This window comes from Mycobacterium sp. (assembly GCF_036488105.1).
Classification (GTDB): Bacteria; Actinomycetota; Actinomycetes; order Mycobacteriales; family Mycobacteriaceae; genus Mycobacterium.
Genome location: NZ_DASXHW010000394.1, coordinates 1 through 16,185, shown reverse-complemented (window position 1 = coordinate 16,185; position 16,185 = coordinate 1). Strand labels below are relative to the sequence as shown.

The 16,185-nt window shown below is 63.3% G+C and carries 22 protein-coding genes and 1 pseudogene; 13 read left to right on the top strand and 10 right to left on the bottom strand.

Annotation, left to right across the window (positions count from 1 at the left end):
- On the bottom strand, positions 1–104 hold a 104-nt coding region (locus tag VGH54_RS20950), incomplete at its 3' end, for a VOC family protein (RefSeq protein WP_331514005.1).
- Positions 105–199: 95 nt separating this feature from the next.
- Between VGH54_RS20950 and VGH54_RS20945 the strand changes: the two genes are divergently transcribed.
- Positions 200–559: an Rv2640c family ArsR-like transcriptional regulator gene (locus VGH54_RS20945; protein WP_331514003.1), complete on the top strand. Its 360-nt coding sequence runs from the start codon at positions 200–202 to the stop codon at positions 557–559.
- A gap of 6 nt (positions 560–565) precedes the next feature.
- Here the strand turns inward: VGH54_RS20945 and VGH54_RS20940 are convergent, their stop codons facing one another.
- Together VGH54_RS20940 and VGH54_RS20935 are read right to left on the bottom strand one after the other, a co-directional pair.
- Positions 566–1,000, bottom strand: coding sequence for a MerR family DNA-binding protein (locus VGH54_RS20940; RefSeq protein ID WP_331514002.1), 435 nt, complete (start codon positions 998–1,000; stop codon positions 566–568).
- A gap of 495 nt (positions 1,001–1,495) precedes the next feature.
- A complete protein-coding gene (locus tag VGH54_RS20935; protein WP_331514001.1) occupies positions 1,496–1,984 on the bottom strand; it encodes a hypothetical protein in 489 nt (162 codons plus the stop codon).
- A gap of 660 nt (positions 1,985–2,644) precedes the next feature.
- Here VGH54_RS20935 and VGH54_RS20930 point away from each other — a divergent pair.
- Together VGH54_RS20930 and VGH54_RS20925 are read left to right on the top strand one after the other, a co-directional pair.
- Positions 2,645–2,872, top strand: coding sequence for a heavy-metal-associated domain-containing protein (locus VGH54_RS20930; protein WP_331514000.1), 228 nt, complete (start codon positions 2,645–2,647; stop codon positions 2,870–2,872).
- The gene (locus VGH54_RS20925; RefSeq protein ID WP_331513999.1) at positions 2,859–5,060 is read left to right on the top strand and encodes a heavy metal translocating P-type ATPase; all 2,202 of its coding nucleotides are present in this window, start codon (positions 2,859–2,861) and stop codon (positions 5,058–5,060) included. The genes VGH54_RS20930 and VGH54_RS20925 overlap by 14 nt, the downstream gene beginning before the upstream one ends.
- 1 nt (position 5,061) lies before the next feature.
- Here VGH54_RS20925 and VGH54_RS20920 read toward each other — a convergent pair whose 3' ends face one another.
- The 5 genes from VGH54_RS20920 to VGH54_RS20900 all read right to left on the bottom strand — a co-directional run bounded on the left by VGH54_RS20920 (position 5,062) and on the right by VGH54_RS20900 (position 7,755).
- Positions 5,062–5,661: a hypothetical protein gene (locus tag VGH54_RS20920; RefSeq protein ID WP_331513998.1), complete on the bottom strand. Its 600-nt coding sequence runs from the start codon at positions 5,659–5,661 to the stop codon at positions 5,062–5,064.
- Positions 5,651–5,929, bottom strand: coding sequence for an SHOCT domain-containing protein (locus tag VGH54_RS20915; RefSeq protein WP_331513997.1), 279 nt, complete (start codon positions 5,927–5,929; stop codon positions 5,651–5,653). Before VGH54_RS20915 ends, VGH54_RS20920 begins: the two co-directional genes overlap by 11 nt.
- A 73-nt stretch (positions 5,930–6,002) precedes the next feature.
- Entirely contained in the window at positions 6,003–6,716 is a 714-nt protein-coding gene (locus VGH54_RS20910) for a hypothetical protein (protein ID WP_331513996.1), read from the bottom strand.
- 152 nt (positions 6,717–6,868) lie between these two features.
- Positions 6,869–7,279: a hypothetical protein gene (locus VGH54_RS20905; RefSeq protein ID WP_331513995.1), complete on the bottom strand. Its 411-nt coding sequence runs from the start codon at positions 7,277–7,279 to the stop codon at positions 6,869–6,871.
- 101 nt (positions 7,280–7,380) lie between these two features.
- On the bottom strand, positions 7,381–7,755 hold the full coding sequence (locus VGH54_RS20900) for a hypothetical protein (RefSeq protein WP_331513994.1): 375 nt from the start codon (positions 7,753–7,755) through the stop codon (positions 7,381–7,383).
- A gap of 315 nt (positions 7,756–8,070) precedes the next feature.
- On the opposite strand from VGH54_RS20900, the gene VGH54_RS20895 reads away from it, so the two are divergent.
- From VGH54_RS20895 to VGH54_RS20875, 6 genes and pseudogenes are all read left to right on the top strand, one after another.
- Positions 8,071–8,451 carry a BlaI/MecI/CopY family transcriptional regulator gene (locus VGH54_RS20895; protein ID WP_331513993.1) on the top strand — a complete coding sequence of 127 codons (381 nt, stop codon included), beginning with the start codon at positions 8,071–8,073 and terminating at the stop codon, positions 8,449–8,451.
- Positions 8,451–9,426 (top strand): annotated as a pseudogene (locus VGH54_RS20890) (M56 family metallopeptidase). Before VGH54_RS20895 ends, VGH54_RS20890 begins: the two are co-directional and overlap by 1 nt.
- A 65-nt stretch (positions 9,427–9,491) precedes the next feature.
- A complete protein-coding gene (locus VGH54_RS30065) occupies positions 9,492–9,776 on the top strand; it encodes an SHOCT domain-containing protein (protein ID WP_414688760.1) in 285 nt (94 codons plus the stop codon).
- A 423-nt stretch (positions 9,777–10,199) separates the two neighbouring features.
- A complete protein-coding gene (locus VGH54_RS20885; protein WP_331513991.1) occupies positions 10,200–10,520 on the top strand; it encodes a metalloregulator ArsR/SmtB family transcription factor in 321 nt (106 codons plus the stop codon).
- The gene (locus VGH54_RS20880) at positions 10,517–10,999 is read left to right on the top strand and encodes an SRPBCC family protein (RefSeq protein WP_331513990.1); all 483 of its coding nucleotides are present in this window, start codon (positions 10,517–10,519) and stop codon (positions 10,997–10,999) included. Before VGH54_RS20885 ends, VGH54_RS20880 begins: the two co-directional genes overlap by 4 nt.
- The gene (locus VGH54_RS20875) at positions 10,999–11,643 is read left to right on the top strand and encodes a maleylpyruvate isomerase family mycothiol-dependent enzyme (RefSeq protein ID WP_331513989.1); all 645 of its coding nucleotides are present in this window, start codon (positions 10,999–11,001) and stop codon (positions 11,641–11,643) included. The genes VGH54_RS20880 and VGH54_RS20875 overlap by 1 nt, the downstream gene beginning before the upstream one ends.
- Before the next feature lie 67 nt (positions 11,644–11,710).
- Here the strand turns inward: VGH54_RS20875 and VGH54_RS20870 are convergent, their stop codons facing one another.
- Complete coding sequence (locus VGH54_RS20870; protein WP_331513988.1) at positions 11,711–11,974, bottom strand: hypothetical protein; 264 nt, start codon at positions 11,972–11,974, stop codon at positions 11,711–11,713.
- Between the two features lie 162 nt (positions 11,975–12,136).
- Positions 12,137–12,820 carry a TetR/AcrR family transcriptional regulator gene (locus VGH54_RS20865; protein ID WP_331513986.1) on the bottom strand — a complete coding sequence of 228 codons (684 nt, stop codon included), beginning with the start codon at positions 12,818–12,820 and terminating at the stop codon, positions 12,137–12,139.
- Between the two features lie 53 nt (positions 12,821–12,873).
- Between VGH54_RS20865 and VGH54_RS20860 the strand changes: the two genes are divergently transcribed.
- From VGH54_RS20860 to VGH54_RS20845, 4 genes are all read left to right on the top strand, one after another.
- Complete coding sequence (locus VGH54_RS20860; protein ID WP_331514004.1) at positions 12,874–13,491, top strand: pyridoxamine 5'-phosphate oxidase family protein; 618 nt, start codon at positions 12,874–12,876, stop codon at positions 13,489–13,491.
- Positions 13,488–14,162 carry a class I SAM-dependent methyltransferase gene (locus VGH54_RS20855; protein ID WP_331513985.1) on the top strand — a complete coding sequence of 225 codons (675 nt, stop codon included), beginning with the start codon at positions 13,488–13,490 and terminating at the stop codon, positions 14,160–14,162. The genes VGH54_RS20860 and VGH54_RS20855 overlap by 4 nt, the downstream gene beginning before the upstream one ends.
- On the top strand, positions 14,162–15,298 hold the full coding sequence (locus VGH54_RS20850) for a VOC family protein (RefSeq protein ID WP_331513984.1): 1,137 nt from the start codon (positions 14,162–14,164) through the stop codon (positions 15,296–15,298). Before VGH54_RS20855 ends, VGH54_RS20850 begins: the two co-directional genes overlap by 1 nt.
- A 30-nt stretch (positions 15,299–15,328) precedes the next feature.
- On the top strand, positions 15,329–16,185 hold an 857-nt coding region (locus VGH54_RS20845; RefSeq protein ID WP_331513983.1), incomplete at its 3' end, for a fumarylacetoacetate hydrolase family protein.

Below are 16,185 nucleotides of genomic sequence, written 5' to 3'. Positions count from 1 at the left end.
TAGCCCGGTTTGACCTTGGCAGGCGCGGTGTTGAACAGCTTGGAGTAGAACGCGATGGCCTCGTCGAGGTCGTCGACATTGAGGGCGAGTTGAACGCGGGACATGGGAACTCCGACCTATGTGGCTTATGTCGAACTATTGGCTCCCTCGATAATGCCACCTCTTCGATATATGTCAAACTTTGTGGCAGGATGGTCGTATGCCGAAGACGTTGCCCGTGTTGGATGTCTCCAACCCGGTGCGTTGCTCGCCGATGGCCGCGGGCCCTATCAATGACAACGCGGCGCTTGAGATTGCATTGCGGCTCAAGGCATTAGCCGACCCGATACGAGTCAAACTCGTTTCGCTGCTGTTTAGCGCCGATGAGGGCGAAGTGTGCAACTGCGACCTAGCCGCTGCGGTTGGCCTCGGCGAATCCACCGTGAGCCATCACCTCACACAGCTGCGGCGGGCCGGGCTGGTCGAGTCCGAACGACGCGGCATGAACGTCTACCACCGTCCGCGCCGCGAATCCCTAGCGGCACTATGCACGGTGCTAGACCCGAACTGCTGCCGCTAGGTTGACCTAGGAGTCGCGCGCAATCGCTTGGCCCGCGGTGTCGTCAGTGCTTTCAATGATGCGGCATACCGTGGCGGTCCGGCCGCGCCGTCGGTCGTTGCGCGCGGCCTTGAGCGCCGCGGCCAGGCTGGCGCGCAACGCTTGCAGATCGGCGATGGCGCGATCGATGTCGCGGATGTGCTGGTCGAACAGGACGGTGACCTGGTCACAGGGCGCGGTGCCCTGACGATGCAGGTCGAGTACGTCTTTGATCTCCGGCAATGTGAGTCCAAGAGTTCTGGCACGGAGAATGAACCGCAGAATCGCAATGTCGTCGTCGCTGAATAGCCGGTAGCCAGCTTCGGTCCGGGCGGCCGGCGGCAGCAGCCCCTTCGCTTCCCAGATGCGGACCGCTTTGGCCGAGACGCCGACAGCTTTCGCGGCAGCACCGACGGTGTGCATCGCCAGGTTTGTATCCAGCTCACAGACAGTAGATGCCATTGACGACCCTTCCCCAGCGGCAAGGTTTCAAGCGTAGCCATACCTACGATTACCCGCAGACCTCAGTTGCGCATGGATGTCCGCATGGTCCGTAGCGCAACATTGACGCGCAGCGGTTTGTCGCCGTGAACCGCCTACTTTTGGGCCATCTTCTCGCAGCAGCACTTGTCACCGCTGGCCGGCCCCGCAGGGGGCGGATCACCCTTCTGGGGCGTCGAAATCGCTTGCTGTTGATCATGATTGTGCCAGCTCGTCGCTGCGCCCCCGACGAAGATGGCTCCCAGGATGAAGACAGTCCCGCCGACGATCCCAACCCACGTCAGGCCGCGGCGCAGCCTATTCGGCTTTGTGGCTTCCGGTTCCGAATCGACTTCGGGTTCAGTTGATTCACCCATTGGTCACTCGGGGTGCCCGCGCATCAGGTCGGGCTCCCCCACGTCTCCTTCCTTGGAGTGATCAGTTGTAGACGACGGTGGCCTGGGTGTCGCCCGGCTTCCACGTGATCGTGCCGTGCTCGAATGTTGCTGTCTTGGCGCCGTCGGGGGTGTCTGACTCGTCGCTGGTCGGCAAACCGAGCCTGCCATCCATCCCGCCCAGCTCGTTCCATTTGTCACGGATCTTGCCCCAGACGACATAAGTACCGGCCCCATGGTCGCAGATGGCGCCGCCGTCAAACTCTTGGAAGCCGCCGCCGTCGGGATGTGTGTCCTCGTCCCCCGTCGGGAAACCGAGCTTGCCATCCATCCCGCCCAGTGCGTTCCATTTGTCACGGATCTTGCCCAAGATGACAAAGGCACTAGTGCCGTGAACGCAGATGGCGCCGCCGTCAAACTCTTGGAAGCCGCCGCCGTCGGGGTGTTTATCCTCATTCCCCGTCGGTGCCCCCAGCGCCTTCCGTTTGGCGGCGTCAAGGGACAGGTACTTGGCGAGGATCGGCCCCTCCACGGTGTAGAGGGTGCCATTAGCGCCCGCGATCTGTGTTGAAGTCGGAGCGGTCGCGGACGTCCCCGTAGCTATTGCCGAGGTTGTCGGGGGACTCGCAGTTTGGCCGGCCTTGGTGGCATGGCTACATCCGGCGCCAATCAGCGCGACGGCCGCAGTTGCCGCGGACAAGACCGCCGTTCGCTTCGTTATGGAATGCATTTCGTTCCTTTCGAGCCGGGCAGGACCCACCCTTACGGCGGCGTCGCCGACGGTGAGTCCAACGTAGGGGTTGCCCTAAGGGCAAGGTCAAGATACGGCGGCGGGCACCAACCACATGCTCGCCCAGCGGCATTGGGGAGATGCGCGCCAGTCGCGATTCGAACTCGGAGCTTGCGGTACATCTGATTCGCTACCCGCGCGGCGATGTGCGACCGCCATCCTGTAAGACGTTGTGCCACAGAATGTTTCTGCGGGCTACTGGTGTTCGGATGATCTGGCGAAGCGAAGGACCCGACGAATGATCACCGAATCGTCCACCCGGCGCGGGCGTCGCCCAGCAGTTGACCTTGCCCCAGAGGCAACCCTTACCGTGTTGTTGTCGTCATCCAACGCGATCGGATAGCCCGCGTCACCGAAGCCATGCGAGTCGATCCGGAGGTACCGACCAAGGAGGCAACCGTCGTGACGACTCATGTGTTTTCAGTACCCGACATCTCCTGCGAAAACTGCAAGAGCGCGGTCGAGGGCTCGCTGCGCGCGTTGCCCGGTGTGCGGGTTGCCACCGTCGATGTGGACGCGGGCACCGTAAGCGTGGACTTTGAGGGCATTACGAGTTCAGCCGATGATCTCGCGGCTGCGATTGAGCGGCAGGGCTACCGGGTCGAAGCGGTTCGGGATGACACGGGCTGAAGGAATCCGCCGGCAGCACTCGGTGGAGTTCGTAATCGCGGGCATGACATGTAATTCGTGCGCAGTTCGGGTGCAACAGATCTTGGCGCGCCAGCCCGGGGTGGCAGATGCGGAGGTGAACTTCGCCACGATGACCGCATGGGTGATCCCGGTCGATGACACGGTCGATCAGACGCCATGGCAGGAGGCGGTGGCCCGGGGCGGTTATCAGCTGGCGCCGACTGTTTCACCAGTAGCACACGGGCGCGCCGCCGATGAAGCCGAGCGTGTCGCCGCGCGCTCGTGGTGGCGGCGGATGCTGCTGGTGTGGCCGCTGGCCATGGTGGTGGCGTGGCTGGCGATGTTCTCACGTTCGTGGGGCGATCAGCCGTGGGCGCACTGGACCGAGTTCGGCTTGACGACAACGATTCTGCTTTACGGCGGCTGGCCGTTTTTGCGCGGGGCCGCCATCCGAGCACGCCATGCGGCTGCGAACATGGACACGCTGATCACGCTGGGCACCGTGACCGCCTACCTCTTCTCTACGGTGGAGCTCTTTGTAGGCGGGCCTCTGTATTTCGAGTCCGCGGCGCTGATCATCGCGTTCATCGGCTTAGGCCGCTATTTCGAGGCGCGCGCAAAACTTGGCGCCGGCAACGCTTTACGGTCGCTGCTCGAACTTGGCGCCAAGCAGGCCCGGGTGGTTCGGGGCGGCATAGACGTACTCATCCCCGTCGATCACGTCATTGTCGGAGATGTGTTGCGGATCCGACCCGGCGAGAAGGTCCCCACCGACAGTGAAGTCATCGGCGGGGCCAGTGCGGTGGATGAATCGATGCTGACCGGGGAATCGGTGCCGGTCGATAAGACCGTCGGCGACACGGTGCTGGGTGCCAGCATGAACATCGCCGGCGTACTGACGGTGCGTGCCACCGCGGTGGGAAAGCGAACCGCCTTGGCCCAGATCGCCGGTCAGGTGGCCGCCGCGCAGGCCGGCAAGGGTGGCGCACAACGGCTGGCTGACCGGGTATCTGCTGCGTTCGTGCCCACCGTGATCGGCATTGCCGCCGCGACATTTCTCGGCTGGTGGTTAATCGCTGCGAACCCATTTCGTGGACTGATGGCAGCGGTCGCCGTGGTTGTCGTCGCCTGTCCGTGCGCGTTGGGCCTGGCTACTCCGATGGCGATCATGGTCGGTACGGGGCGCGGTGCCAAACTAGGGATCTTGGTCAAAGGGGTTGAGGCGCTGGAGCGCACACGCACCATCACAAGGGTGATATTCGACAAGACTGGGACGCTCACCGACGGCCGCATGACTCTGCACGAGATCGTGCCCGTCGCCGGAACGACACGCGACGAGCTCCTCACGAATGCGGGTGCGGTAGAGGCCGATAGCCAGCACCCGATCGGTCGAGCGATCGCGACGGCCGCCCGTGACGCCTTCGGGCGGCTACCTGCGGTGACCGGCTTCGAGGCGCTGACCGGACACGGGGTGCGCGCCGACGTGGATGGCATCACGGTGTGGGTAGGCCGGCGGATGTTGGCGGACGACGTCGGTCTGACGTTGCCCGCCGAACTTGTGCGGGCCGCAGACGGATTGGAGGCCGATGGAAACACGGTGGTGTTCTGCGGATGGGACGGTGTTGTGCGTGGTCTCCTCGCGGTGGGCGACAACATCAAAGACGGTGCCGCTGAAGTTGTCGCCGAATTGCGCCGAATGGGTTTGGAAGTGGGAATGATCACTGGTGACACCACGCCCGCCGCACGTGCCATCGCCTCACGGGCCGGCATCGACACGGTGCTCGGCGAAGTACTACCTGGCGACAAGCAGTCCGAAATTCGGCGCATCCAAAGCAACGGACAGGTGGTCGCAATGGTCGGCGACGGCATCAATGACGCACCCGCCCTGACTCAGGCCGACCTTGGAATCGCACTGGGCACCGGCGCCGACGTAGCCATTGAGGCCTCCGATATCACGCTGATGTCTGGCCAGCTGGACGGTGTTGTGCGTGCGATCCACTTATCCCGGCGGACCTTGCGGACGATCTACCAGAACCTCGGCTGGGCGTTCGGCTACAACGTCGCCGCGATCCCGCTAGCGGCATCGGGCGTGCTTAATCCGGTCGTCGCGGGCGCGGCAATGGGGCTGTCCTCGGTCAGTGTGGTGGCTAATTCGTTGCGGCTACGCCGATTCGGTCGCGCAACGTGACTCAGGGCGGTCCCATCATGCCGCCTGGTCCCATCATTCTCCCCGGCCCCATCATGCCGCCCGGTCCCGTCATTCCCCTCATCATCGCCGGCATGCCCTCGCGCACAAAGCCGCTCACTTCCTGAGCGTGCGCACGGATGGCTTGGACGAGATCCGGATCGTCGGCGGTCTCCTCAGCGATCACGCCGGTGCGTGTGATCGTGAGTTGACGGCGGTATCCGTCGGAGCGGCGGAAAAGGGTGGGCAGGCTGTCGCTCATGCACATGACTTCGGCGCCTTGTTCGACATGGGAATACATGCTCGACACATGCGCCTTGAGTTGCGCAGCAAGGTCTGGTGAAGCGGATTGGGTCGTGGTGCGAATGCCCCCGGGGATCTCCTCGACGGTGCGGGTAATCTCGTTGTGGCGGTTGAACATTTCCATGTAGCGGGACATGTCTGTCGGGGAGACGCCCATCATTTCGTTGCCGTCGTCGATGAGCCGAATCAAGGGCCCGGGCGATCCGAAGGCCCCGCGCATCGCATACCCCAGACCCGCGACCGCACCCAAGGCGAGCACGGCGACCGCAGCCCGTCTGGTCATTTGATGTTCAGGACGCATGGCGCTCAGTCGTCGCGCGCAGCACCTCGAAGCGCTGCTGGTATTCAGCGTCGTCAACTTCGCCGCGAGCGTGGCGTTGTAGGAACAGTTTCTCCGCGTCCACGGTTGATCGAACCGTTGTGTTGGCGCCACTCTCGGGTGGCGGCTCCCTCAAATATCGCGCCGCACCTACGACAGCGGCGATGATCAGGGCCACCAAAGCCGCCGTGAGCGCGGTCGGGGGAATCCACCCCGTGTGCCATACCGGCGGCATATTGTGCATCGTCATTACCCGGACCTCCTTGAAGCGATCACTTAAATCTTTCCGCCCACAGCCTGTTTCGGAATCAGATGGCCTTAAATCACAACCCACCGCCGAAGTCGTAACTTCGGGGAATCGTCTCGCTAGGCTGCGGTCTGTCGTAGACGACGGCGATTTCATCGTGTGCTCCGAGCATGATCGCCCCTGGATTTCCGGTCCGTTGAGCGCCGTTAACGAAGACACGGACGACATTGCCGCCGCCAGTTCGCAATCCGCCGAGGTTGTCTTCAGACAGACTCACCTGCCACTCGGAAAAAAACTCACCTAGGCTGAACTGCCGTTTCACCGGCGACTCTATGTGGAGCACGCCGCTGGCGTCGTGGGTGTGCAACGGGCTGATGGTGCGACGGTGCACGTCGATACCGACGTCGGCCGGCACCGGCACTGTCTGACCGTCGACCAGCACGTCGAGGTGGGCGTGGATATGTTCGACGTTGCCTTCGTGCCCCAGCATCGGCAGCCCAGCCGCGTTCACCGCAGCCGTAGCGTCGGCAGGCGCCGGCCACGGCGGGGTGGTGTAGCCGCCGACCGCGATGGTCGCCGCGGGGTCGTTGATGTCGGGGCCTTTCGTCTGCGATGTACGCGGCCCGCCAATCGATCTCGTGATGGTGAGTAACACCACCAGCGCAACGATGCCGCCGGCGGCAATCCACCACCCCGTCCCGCTGCGGGCGCTCGATCGGACGTGCGCAACGACTTTGCGTCCGTCACGCTTTGACTTTGCGGCGGCATCGTAGCCGTTCCTAGTTGCCATCAGCACCCTCCATCCGCCGGCAGTAGCCGCTCATTGCGTCGGCAGCACCCGAAAAGACCTACGATCTACGTACATAGATAGTAGATCGGATTGATGTGCTTCGCCAACGGAGGCCTACACAGGGATTGCGCCTCAGGATGTGCGGTATGGGGTCACTTGCAGCAGAGCATGCCGCCCCACACGGCTTCTGCGCCGGTGTGACCAACCTGCACCACGGACCACGTGGCTATCGCCGCGAACAGGAGCGTCGCTCCTCCGGCAAGGGTGATTGCGCTGCGTCGGGCTACTGGCGGCAGCGTCGCAATCTCGTCAGCGAAGAGCGGCGTGTGTAGCGCCCACCAAAACACCATGGCGATCGTTAACAGCGCAGACCACAGGACCAGCTGCCCACCCAATTCGGCGTGACGACTAAGGGTTTCGCTGCCCATCACCCGCTGTTGAAGCCAGCCACCGGCCGACGTGGTCAGCGGGATCGTCATCAGGGTGCCCGCAGCCACGAACAACGAGGCGCCACCGACGCGGCGGCGCGCTGTGGGCCAAACGACCACGAGCACTGCGAGCAACGCGGCAACGGCAGAAAGATCGCGACCGCGTGCGCGAAGAGGGGATGGGCCGGCAGCCCACCGACCGTATCAAGCATCGCGAGTTCTCGATTGCCTTCTGGCTAGCCCGAATTGCTAGGCATCGGCATGCGACCGGGCATCATTCCGCCAGGCATCATCCCGCCAGGCATCGGCGTCTCGCTGGGCATCATCCCGCCAGGCATCGGCATGCCGCTGGGCTTAGGCATATCGGGCATCATCTTGTCGGGCATTTTCATGCCGCAACACATGTCGCCGGGCTTCGGCGCCGCAGGTGGTGGTGGATTGTCAGGGTGGGGGGCCGAGGCTGTCACCGGGTGCAGCGTGAACATCCCCGAGGACCCGGCCCAAGTTCCGGCCAAGAAGGTCGCTACCGCGATACAGGCGGAAGCGAAGACCGCAGCGATCAGACGCTTGCGCTCGCGAAAATCGCTACCCAACTCGCCAAAAAATCCCATCGTCGATTCCTCTCGGTCGGGGGTGAAGAGGCGCCTTTCTAACCAGATGACATCGCGGGGAGACACCTCCCTTGTTCTACTATTTAGCTACGTAGATCCTAGACGCGAGTTGCGAGCACCGGCAACCAGAGCTTCGAGGCGGCTACGGACGGCGGATCGGCTCGGCGCTGAGCGCCCACCGTTGGCTCGCACGTCCTGCCGTCGTGGTCTACTATCTTGGTACGTAGATGCTAGGAAGAGCGCGTGTCCGATCTGTCGCAGTATCAACCCTCGACGACCAAGCCAAGCGGCTTTGGGGTAACCAGGAGATCAGTAGTGCGGATCCGAGGATTCGGCGAACTCGAGGCGGTCATCATGGACCGCATGTGGAGCCGCGACTCCGCAATACCCACCACCGTGCGTGAGCTCTTCGATGAACTCGCCACCGAGCGCAGCATCGCCTACACCACCGTGATGTCCACTATGGACAACCTGCACACCAAGGGCTGGCTAGCGCGGGAACGCGACGGCAAGGCGTATCGGTATTGGCCCACCCTGTCGCGTGAGCAACACAGCGCGCGGTTGATGCGCGAGGCCCTCGATGGCGGCGGCAGCCCTGAATTAGTACTGCAGCATTTCGTCGAACAAATCGGCGCCGACGAATCCGAGCGCCTGCGCTCTGTCCTGCGGCGGCTGCCCAAGGGAACGAAGTCGTGATCAGCGTTGTAATTGGACTTCTCCTCTACAGCATCGCGATGCTGGTCGCCGCCCCTCCGCTCCTGCGGGCACTGACCTACAGCGGAAACGCTCCCCGCCTTGGGGTGGCGACATGGTTGAGCGCGATCGGCACTGTGGTGGGTTCCTGGCTGGCGACCGCGGGGCTGATCACCGTCGAAGTGATAAGCCACTGGGCTCATCCCCGCACGATCGCCGCATCCTGCCTGGCCCGCCTGCAGCGCACGATCAGCGGAGACGCCGGGATCGCGCCGCAGATCACGCTGGTCGTGGTCGCTGCGGGGGCCGCGGTGGCGGCCGCAATCACCGGCGTGCGGCTGGCCACCGCCGTGCTGGGAATGCGTGCGCGTGCGCACGAGCACGCTCGGGCTGTGCGGTTGGTCGGTCATCGCACGAGCGAGGCTGACGTGGTGGTGGTCGAGGCCAGCAAAGCTGCCGCCTACTGTGTCGCGGGGCGACCGCCGGCCATTGTCGTGACCAGCGCGGCCCGAGATGCGCTTGATGATCGCCAACTGGCCGCGGTGCTCGCTCACGAACGTGCCCACCTGGCCGGGCACCACGCGGCGATCGTCAGGGCGCTGCGCGCTCTGGCCGCGGTGTTTCCTCGTCTGAGCCTAATCACTGAAGGGGCGCAACAGGTTCCACGATTATTGGAGATGTGCGCCGATGACGTTGCGGCGCGCCGGCATAGCCGCCGAGCATTGCTATCGGGCCTGATCGCGCTGTGCACGGCGGTCCCTGCTGAAGCGTTGGCGGCGGCCGATTTGGCTGTGCTGGCGCGAGCCGAACGGCTCGCGACGCCGCCACAGGAGTCGGTGAAAGTCAAGACTCGCGCTGCACTAGCGATCGTCATTGCCATCATGGTCGCCGGGCCACTGATCGCCGTGGCCGACTGCATCTGGCGTTCTCATGTGTGGGGTCCGGGCATGCATGCAAATGCCAACACAAACGGAATAGGACTACTCGCGGCGTCCTCACCGTCGAAGGCGTTGGAGCATAGTCAATTTGGAAAGGTGGTCTCGATGATGATGATGATGGACGACGGTCACTGGGGATGGGGCAGTTGGATCCTCACGACCCTAACAACGGTGGTGTTCTGGGCGCTGGTAATTACCGCCGTGGTGCTGCTCGCGCGATATCTACTGTCGTTGTCGCAGCGGACCACCGGCACGACCCGCGCCCAGGGGGCGAGCAACGCCGAGCAAGTGCTCGCCGAACGCTACGCGCGCGGGGACATCGACGACGACGAATACAAACGGCGGCTGGGACTGCTGCGACAAAATATGGCCTCGTCCACATCGACCTGACTACTTCTTCGGCGACGCCGCACAGACTCACAGCGGTTTCACCGACCACGGCCCTGGCCAACTTCGGCCAATTAGCAATCGTCTCCTCAACGACATGCCATGAGCAGGGTGGACATCCGGTCACCCAGCGGCCCAACTGATCTGGGGTGGCCGAACACGGACGCATAACGTATTGGCCTTGCCATCGGTAAGCCGAGCGCTCCATCGCGGCAAGAAGCCGCCGCGGCGGCGCGGACATCGGCCTGTACATCCGCCCCAACCGGAGAGTCCTCGCTGACCCAGTAGCGCGCGTACTCGCGCTTCGATCTATCGCGGATCGGTTGTATCGCGTCGAGCGGTTGGCCGAGTTACCGCCAATCGTTCCGACCAACACCCACTAAGGGCTATGTATTAAACACCTCGGTAAGTATATACTTACCGTTCGTGGTGACTTACGAAGCTGCCGAGGCATGGGCAGCTCTTGCTGATGGCACCCGGCGAGCGATTTTCAAGCGTCTTGCCGGTGGGCCGATGGCGGTGGGCGACCTAGCGCACGACCTGCCCGTCAGCAGGCCAGCTGTGTCCCAACACCTCAAGGTGCTCAAAATTGCGGGACTTGTCCTAGACCGAGCCGTTGGAACACGACGGGTCTATCAACTGAATCCAAAAGGTATCGAGGCAATGAGGACGGAGCTAGACGTGTTCTGGGGCAAGGCTTTGGACGCATACAAACTGATAGCCGATGAAGAAGGACGGGACCGATGAATCCATCAGAAGTCGAGCCGATTCGCAAGAGCATCGTTGTCCATACCGGCGTCGAGCGAGCATTCGCGCTGTTCATCAATCAGTTCGATGCCATCAAGCCGCGCGAACACAATCTGCTGTCCGTTCCCATCGCCGAGACCGTATTCGAGCCGCGTGCCGGTGGACATGTCTACGACGTGGGTATCGACGGCAGTCGATGTGAGTGGTCGCGTGTACTCGCCTACGAGCCGCCTTCTCGCGTCGTGATTTCGTGGGACATCGGACCGACGTGGCAACTGGAGGCCGATCCGGCCAAGACGAGTGAAGTCGAAGTGCGCTTCATCGCCGAATCCGATGACCGCACTCGGGTCGAACTAGAGCATCGCCACCTTGACCGACATGGCGCAGGCTGGCAAGCGGTGGCCGACGGAGTCGACGGCGATGCAGGATGGCCTCTGTATTTGAGCCGTTACGGCGAGCTGGCGGCGGAGGCTTCGTGATGAGCACCGACGACAAGTCCCTCATGGACATGGCGTATGACGAGCGAAGCGATCTTGCCGCATTCCTCGACACTCTGACAGCGCAGGAGTGGCAAGCGCCGACCCTCTGTAACAAGTGGAAAGTCAAAGATGTTGTCGCACATGTCGTCAGCTATGAAGAGTTGAGCCCACTTGGGTTGGCCGCGCGGTTCGCGAAGGGCTTGGTCGTGCATGCCAACGAGGTGGGTGTGCGGGAGTTCGCACCGATGTCGCCCGATGAGTTGGTGCAGTTCCTTCGTCGGCACTTGCGTCCGAGGGGACTTACCGCTGGCTTTGGCGGCATGATCGGACTCGTAGATGCAACGGTCCACCACCAGGACATCCGTCGTGCACTTGGACACCCGCGCACGGTGCCGGCTCAACGGCTTGAACGGATCCTGCCGCTCGTACCCGGAAATCCGCGGCTCGGCGCAGGGCGGCGAATCAAAGGATTACGACTAGTGGCGACCGACGTCGCATGGCGACACGGCGACGGACCAGAAGTTCACGGAACCGGGGAAGCACTTCTAATGGCCATGACTGGCCGAAAACAAGCCGCGACCGAGCTGACCGGCCCGGGACAATCCACAATGGCCAATCGCCTTGCCGCTCAGCCAGATCGGTAACGATCACAGACCGTCGCGAAGCTCGGCGAACAACCGATGACGAAGCGTTGGCAACTTAGCGCGGCAGTTAATTCGAGGTTTGCTGCTCATTGTCGCCGCGGCCAGGGGTTCCCGCTTCTGCGGAGCCCTCGCGGCGTCCCTCGTAAGGCGGCACTGCAGGTTCGGTCTCCTGCGGGGGGATCAGTTCCGGATTGCGGTCCACGTCTGTCTCTGTCGGATCGGTCAGCGGTGGATTGGCGCCCTCGGCAACACTGCCTTCCGGTCGATCCGTGCTTTCGCTGAACTCTTGCTTACCGGTTTCCTGCGACTTGTCATGCTCGGGGGTGCTCATCTTGACTCCTAGAAGCTTCCGCGAACTGCGGTTGCTCTAACCCGATTACCCGCGAACGAGCAGCCGAAAACAAGTTCAGAAACAGGTGCGCAACGCCGTGGAAGTCTGTCGGCGGACTGGGCGACCCCTAGTAGTCACGAGCGATCGCCGGCTCCTCGTTCTTCAGGCCTGCGGACCTTTCGGCGAGCTGGCGGCCAGTCCTGGCAAGAGGATCGCGACCAATCCATCAGCGTGAGCACCAATCCACTTGGGGCTACTGGGATCTCGGCCGGTGAGGAGCCTGACCTCAGGTGCGTTCACATACGGTAGCGATGCCGCGCCGATCAGGACGTAGTAGAGGATTTCGCTGTCGATAGGTGCGGCGATGCCAGCTTTGCGAAGTATCTGCCAGGTGGGCCGGATGCCGTGGAAGAACGGCTTTACATGGGTCTCGGTCATCCATGTCAACCGGTCGCTGGCCGCAGTGCCCTCATGAACCATGATCTGGTTGAGCTCTGGATGCTCGGCGGCAAATGCCACAAATCGACGTATCCCGTCGCCGAACGCCGCAGCCAGTGCCGACACCTCAACGCCGGCGAGCTTTGCAGGTATGACGCCGTCGAATGCCTCCCGCAAGAGCCCGAAGAGGTGATCCACCGCGGCCATCCACAGCGCCGCTTTCGACTCGAAGTGGTAGTTGATCTGCGGCTGGTGGGCGTGTACGCGCGATGCGATCGTCCGAGTCGACGCGCCGTCGAAACCTTTGGCCCCGAACTCGACCAGTGCCGACTCCAGCAGCGCCTGGCGGATGTCGGACCTCGCCCGACGCAGGCGCACCTTGTTCGGCGTTGGGGTATCGCGTTGCATCGTTCGGAGTGTACCTTTATTATCAGTCGATAATAAAGGTGAAAGGCCAGACCATGAGCACTGCTCCCGAGATCACAAATCACGACGAAGACCGCAGCGTGCGCCTGTTGCCGCTGTCGAAGGATCCGTTTCAGGCGCCGACGGATCGCGAGATGCTGCCCTCTGAGCGGCGGCTGTTTGTTCAGACGCACCGGACCTGTGTATTCGGCTACGGCCGCAAATCGGACGGCCCGGCGATGTCGATCGTCTACTACGTCCCCGAGGACAACGGCGACCTGTTGGTGGCGACCATGGGCGAACGTGCCAAGGCCAAAGCCGTGGCCCGCAGCGGCAAAGTCAGTCTCTGTGTACTAGACGAGACCTGGCCCTTCGCTTACCTGCAGGTCTATTGCAACGCCGTCATCGACAACGACGAGGAAACCTTGATCGACGTGATGATGGCAGTGGCTGAACGCATGTCGGGACAGCCGGTACCAGCGGAGCTGCGCCCCGCAGTCAAAGCGGTTGCGGAGCAGGAAGGTCGGGTGCTGGTGCGCTGTCGACCGTATGCGACGTTCGTGACGCCGCCGCGACACTTGCACAGCAACGATCAGCAGGAACTGACCCACTGGGTCTCGGCGTCGATGCCCTGGGACGCTGCGGACGCACCTGGGGCGAGCTCTCCGAAATGACCGACGTAACGGAGCGGTGGCGTTCTGAGCGCTTCATGGCAGCCATGTACGAGGCCGGCGTCAAGCACGACAGTGTCGCAAGAGCGGGCGCCTGGGCGATGTGGGGTGCCGACATGCGACGCATGTTCGCCGACGTCGAGCGACTTGCAGACACCCCGGCGGGAGCCTCCATACTCGACATCCCGTGCGGCGGCGGCTTCGCCTTTCGCGGTTTGCGTCCCGGCCAGGCCGTGCGGTACGTCGCGGCCGACATATCTGCGTACATGCTCGGCCAAGCGCACGCAGAGGCAGGCCGACGGGGAATGCAAGACGCGATCGAGTTCGTCGAAGCCGACGTGACGGCACTTCAGTTCGCCGATGCAAGCTTTGATCTCTGTGTGACTTACAACGGGCTGCACTGCTTGCCCGACCCGCACGCCGCGCTGGGTGAACTCACTCGTGTGCTCAAGCCAGGGGGGACGCTGCGCGGGACGTCATGCGTTACCGGTCGAGGTCCCCGCAAAGATGTTCTGATCGCAATGGCGCGTCGTACGGGGGTGTTCGGAAACACACCACACGCAGGCGAGATCGAAAAGTGGCTGAGGGAGTTCGGGCTCGATGTCGTGACACTTGAGCGCAGCGGAGCGATCGAGTTCTTCGAGGCCCGGTTGCCATTTCGAAAGACAGATTGATGGGCGACCGTGTTGCCGGCGCGCACACCGACCTGCACAGCGACCAGGGCGCTCGCCAAGGAGAGCATCCGGGCCGATCTTGTGACCCCATCATCAAGGTTCACGACATTGCCTGGTTGGAGTTCGAGAAGCCAGATCTGGTTCGCGCTGAGGCGTTTGCGCGGGCATTCGGTTTCAGCACGGTAGTACGCACGGTCGACGAGCTGTATCTGCGCGGCACCGATCCCGGCTCGCCCTGCGTGCTCGTCCAGCGAGGTCCCCGATCGAGATTCGTCGCAACCGCATACACCGCCCAGAATCAGTCCGACGTGCTGCGGCTGGCCGACGCTACCGGGACCAGGATGCGCGCGCTGCCCGAGTCACTCGGCGGCGTGGCGGTCGACCTGGTCGATCCCAGCGGTCTGACCGTCCGTGTGGTGGCCGGTATTCACCAGCTGGAAGCCCTGCCGGCGCAGGCCCCGCATGAATACAACTTTGGGCACGACCTCGCGCGGATCAACACCACCCAACGAGCGCCACGCGAGCCGACGCGGGTGCAGCGGCTCGGACATCTGGTGTTGCAGACGACCAAGTACCTCGAGGCGCTTGACTGGTACCTCGATCACCTCGGGATGATCGTCAGCGATTTCATGTACTACCCCGGGCGGCGCGACCGTGGACCGGTCATGAGCTTCATCCGCTGCGATCGCGGCCAGACTCCGGCGGATCACCACACCCTGGGGTTGACGCTGGGCCCGGCCAACCGTTACATCCATTCGGCCTACCAGGTCAGCGACATCGACGCGATGGCCACCGGCGGCCGCTACCTCGCCGAGCTCGGTTATCACCGCTCGTGGGGAATCGGCCGGCACATCCTGGGCAGCCAGATCTTCGACTACTGGCGGGATCCCGACGGATTTTTGGTCGAGCACTTCAGCGACGGTGACATGTTCGACGGCAGCCTCGAGCCGGGTTGGGCTCCCTTCACCACCTCCGGGCTCTACCAATGGGGACCCCGGATCACCAAAGACTTCCTCGGCATCGCGCCCGGCCGCGAATCCCTGCGGGAGCTTCGCTCGGTGATCAGCGGGCTGCGCGGCGACAACGAATTCGACCTGGCCAGCCTGCGCGGCATGATCGCCGTGGCCAATTCCTGACCCCAACCACCGACAACTCAAGGACCCCCGATGACCGTCTCGATCCTGCGCACCGCCGATGCCTGGTTTGTGCAGACCCCAACTGGGGCCGCTCAAGTCACCACCACAGCCACCACCACACGCCAGCTGCTGGCCGACCGAGCCGCCATCGAGGCCGCCGCCCACAGCAGCGACACCGCGCCGGTGGACAGCCTGCAATTGCTGTCCCCGATCACCGTCCCGTGCCGGGTGGTGGCGCAACTGGCCAACTACGCCTCCCATGCCAAAGACGCCGGACGCAACCCGGCAACCGACCCGCTGGCCTTCTTCCGCAAGGCATCTGGCTCCATCAGCGGCCCATCCGACGACATCGTCAAACCCGAGCATGTCCGGCTGCTGGACTACGAGGTCGAGATCGGCCTGGTCATCGGCCGCGATGTGCCGGTCGGCACTACGATCACCGAGGCCAACCTCTCGGACTACATCAGCGGGCTGGTGGTGGCCAATGACGTGTCGGCGCGCGACGTCCAGTTGACCAAAACGCAGTTCTACGAAGCGAAGTCGTATCCGACGTTCACTCCGGTCGGACCCGCGCTGGTACTGCTGAACGGCGACGAGCTCAAGCGCTTCGGCGACTTGCGGCTGCGGCTCCGGGTGAACGGCCAGATCCGCCAGGACATGCTTGTCGAGGGCGACATCATCTACCCGCCTGTGCAAGCCCTTCAGGCGCTGTCGCGATTTCAACGGCTCGATGCCGGCGACCTCGTGTTGACCGGGACCCCGGTCGGCACGGCGATCAGCGCACCGCCCAAGCCAGTCCAAATCATCGGGTCGCTGCTGCCCGACCAGCTCAAGTGGAAGACCTTCTTCTCAAGGCAGGCGAAAAACCCGAAATATCTGCGCCAAGG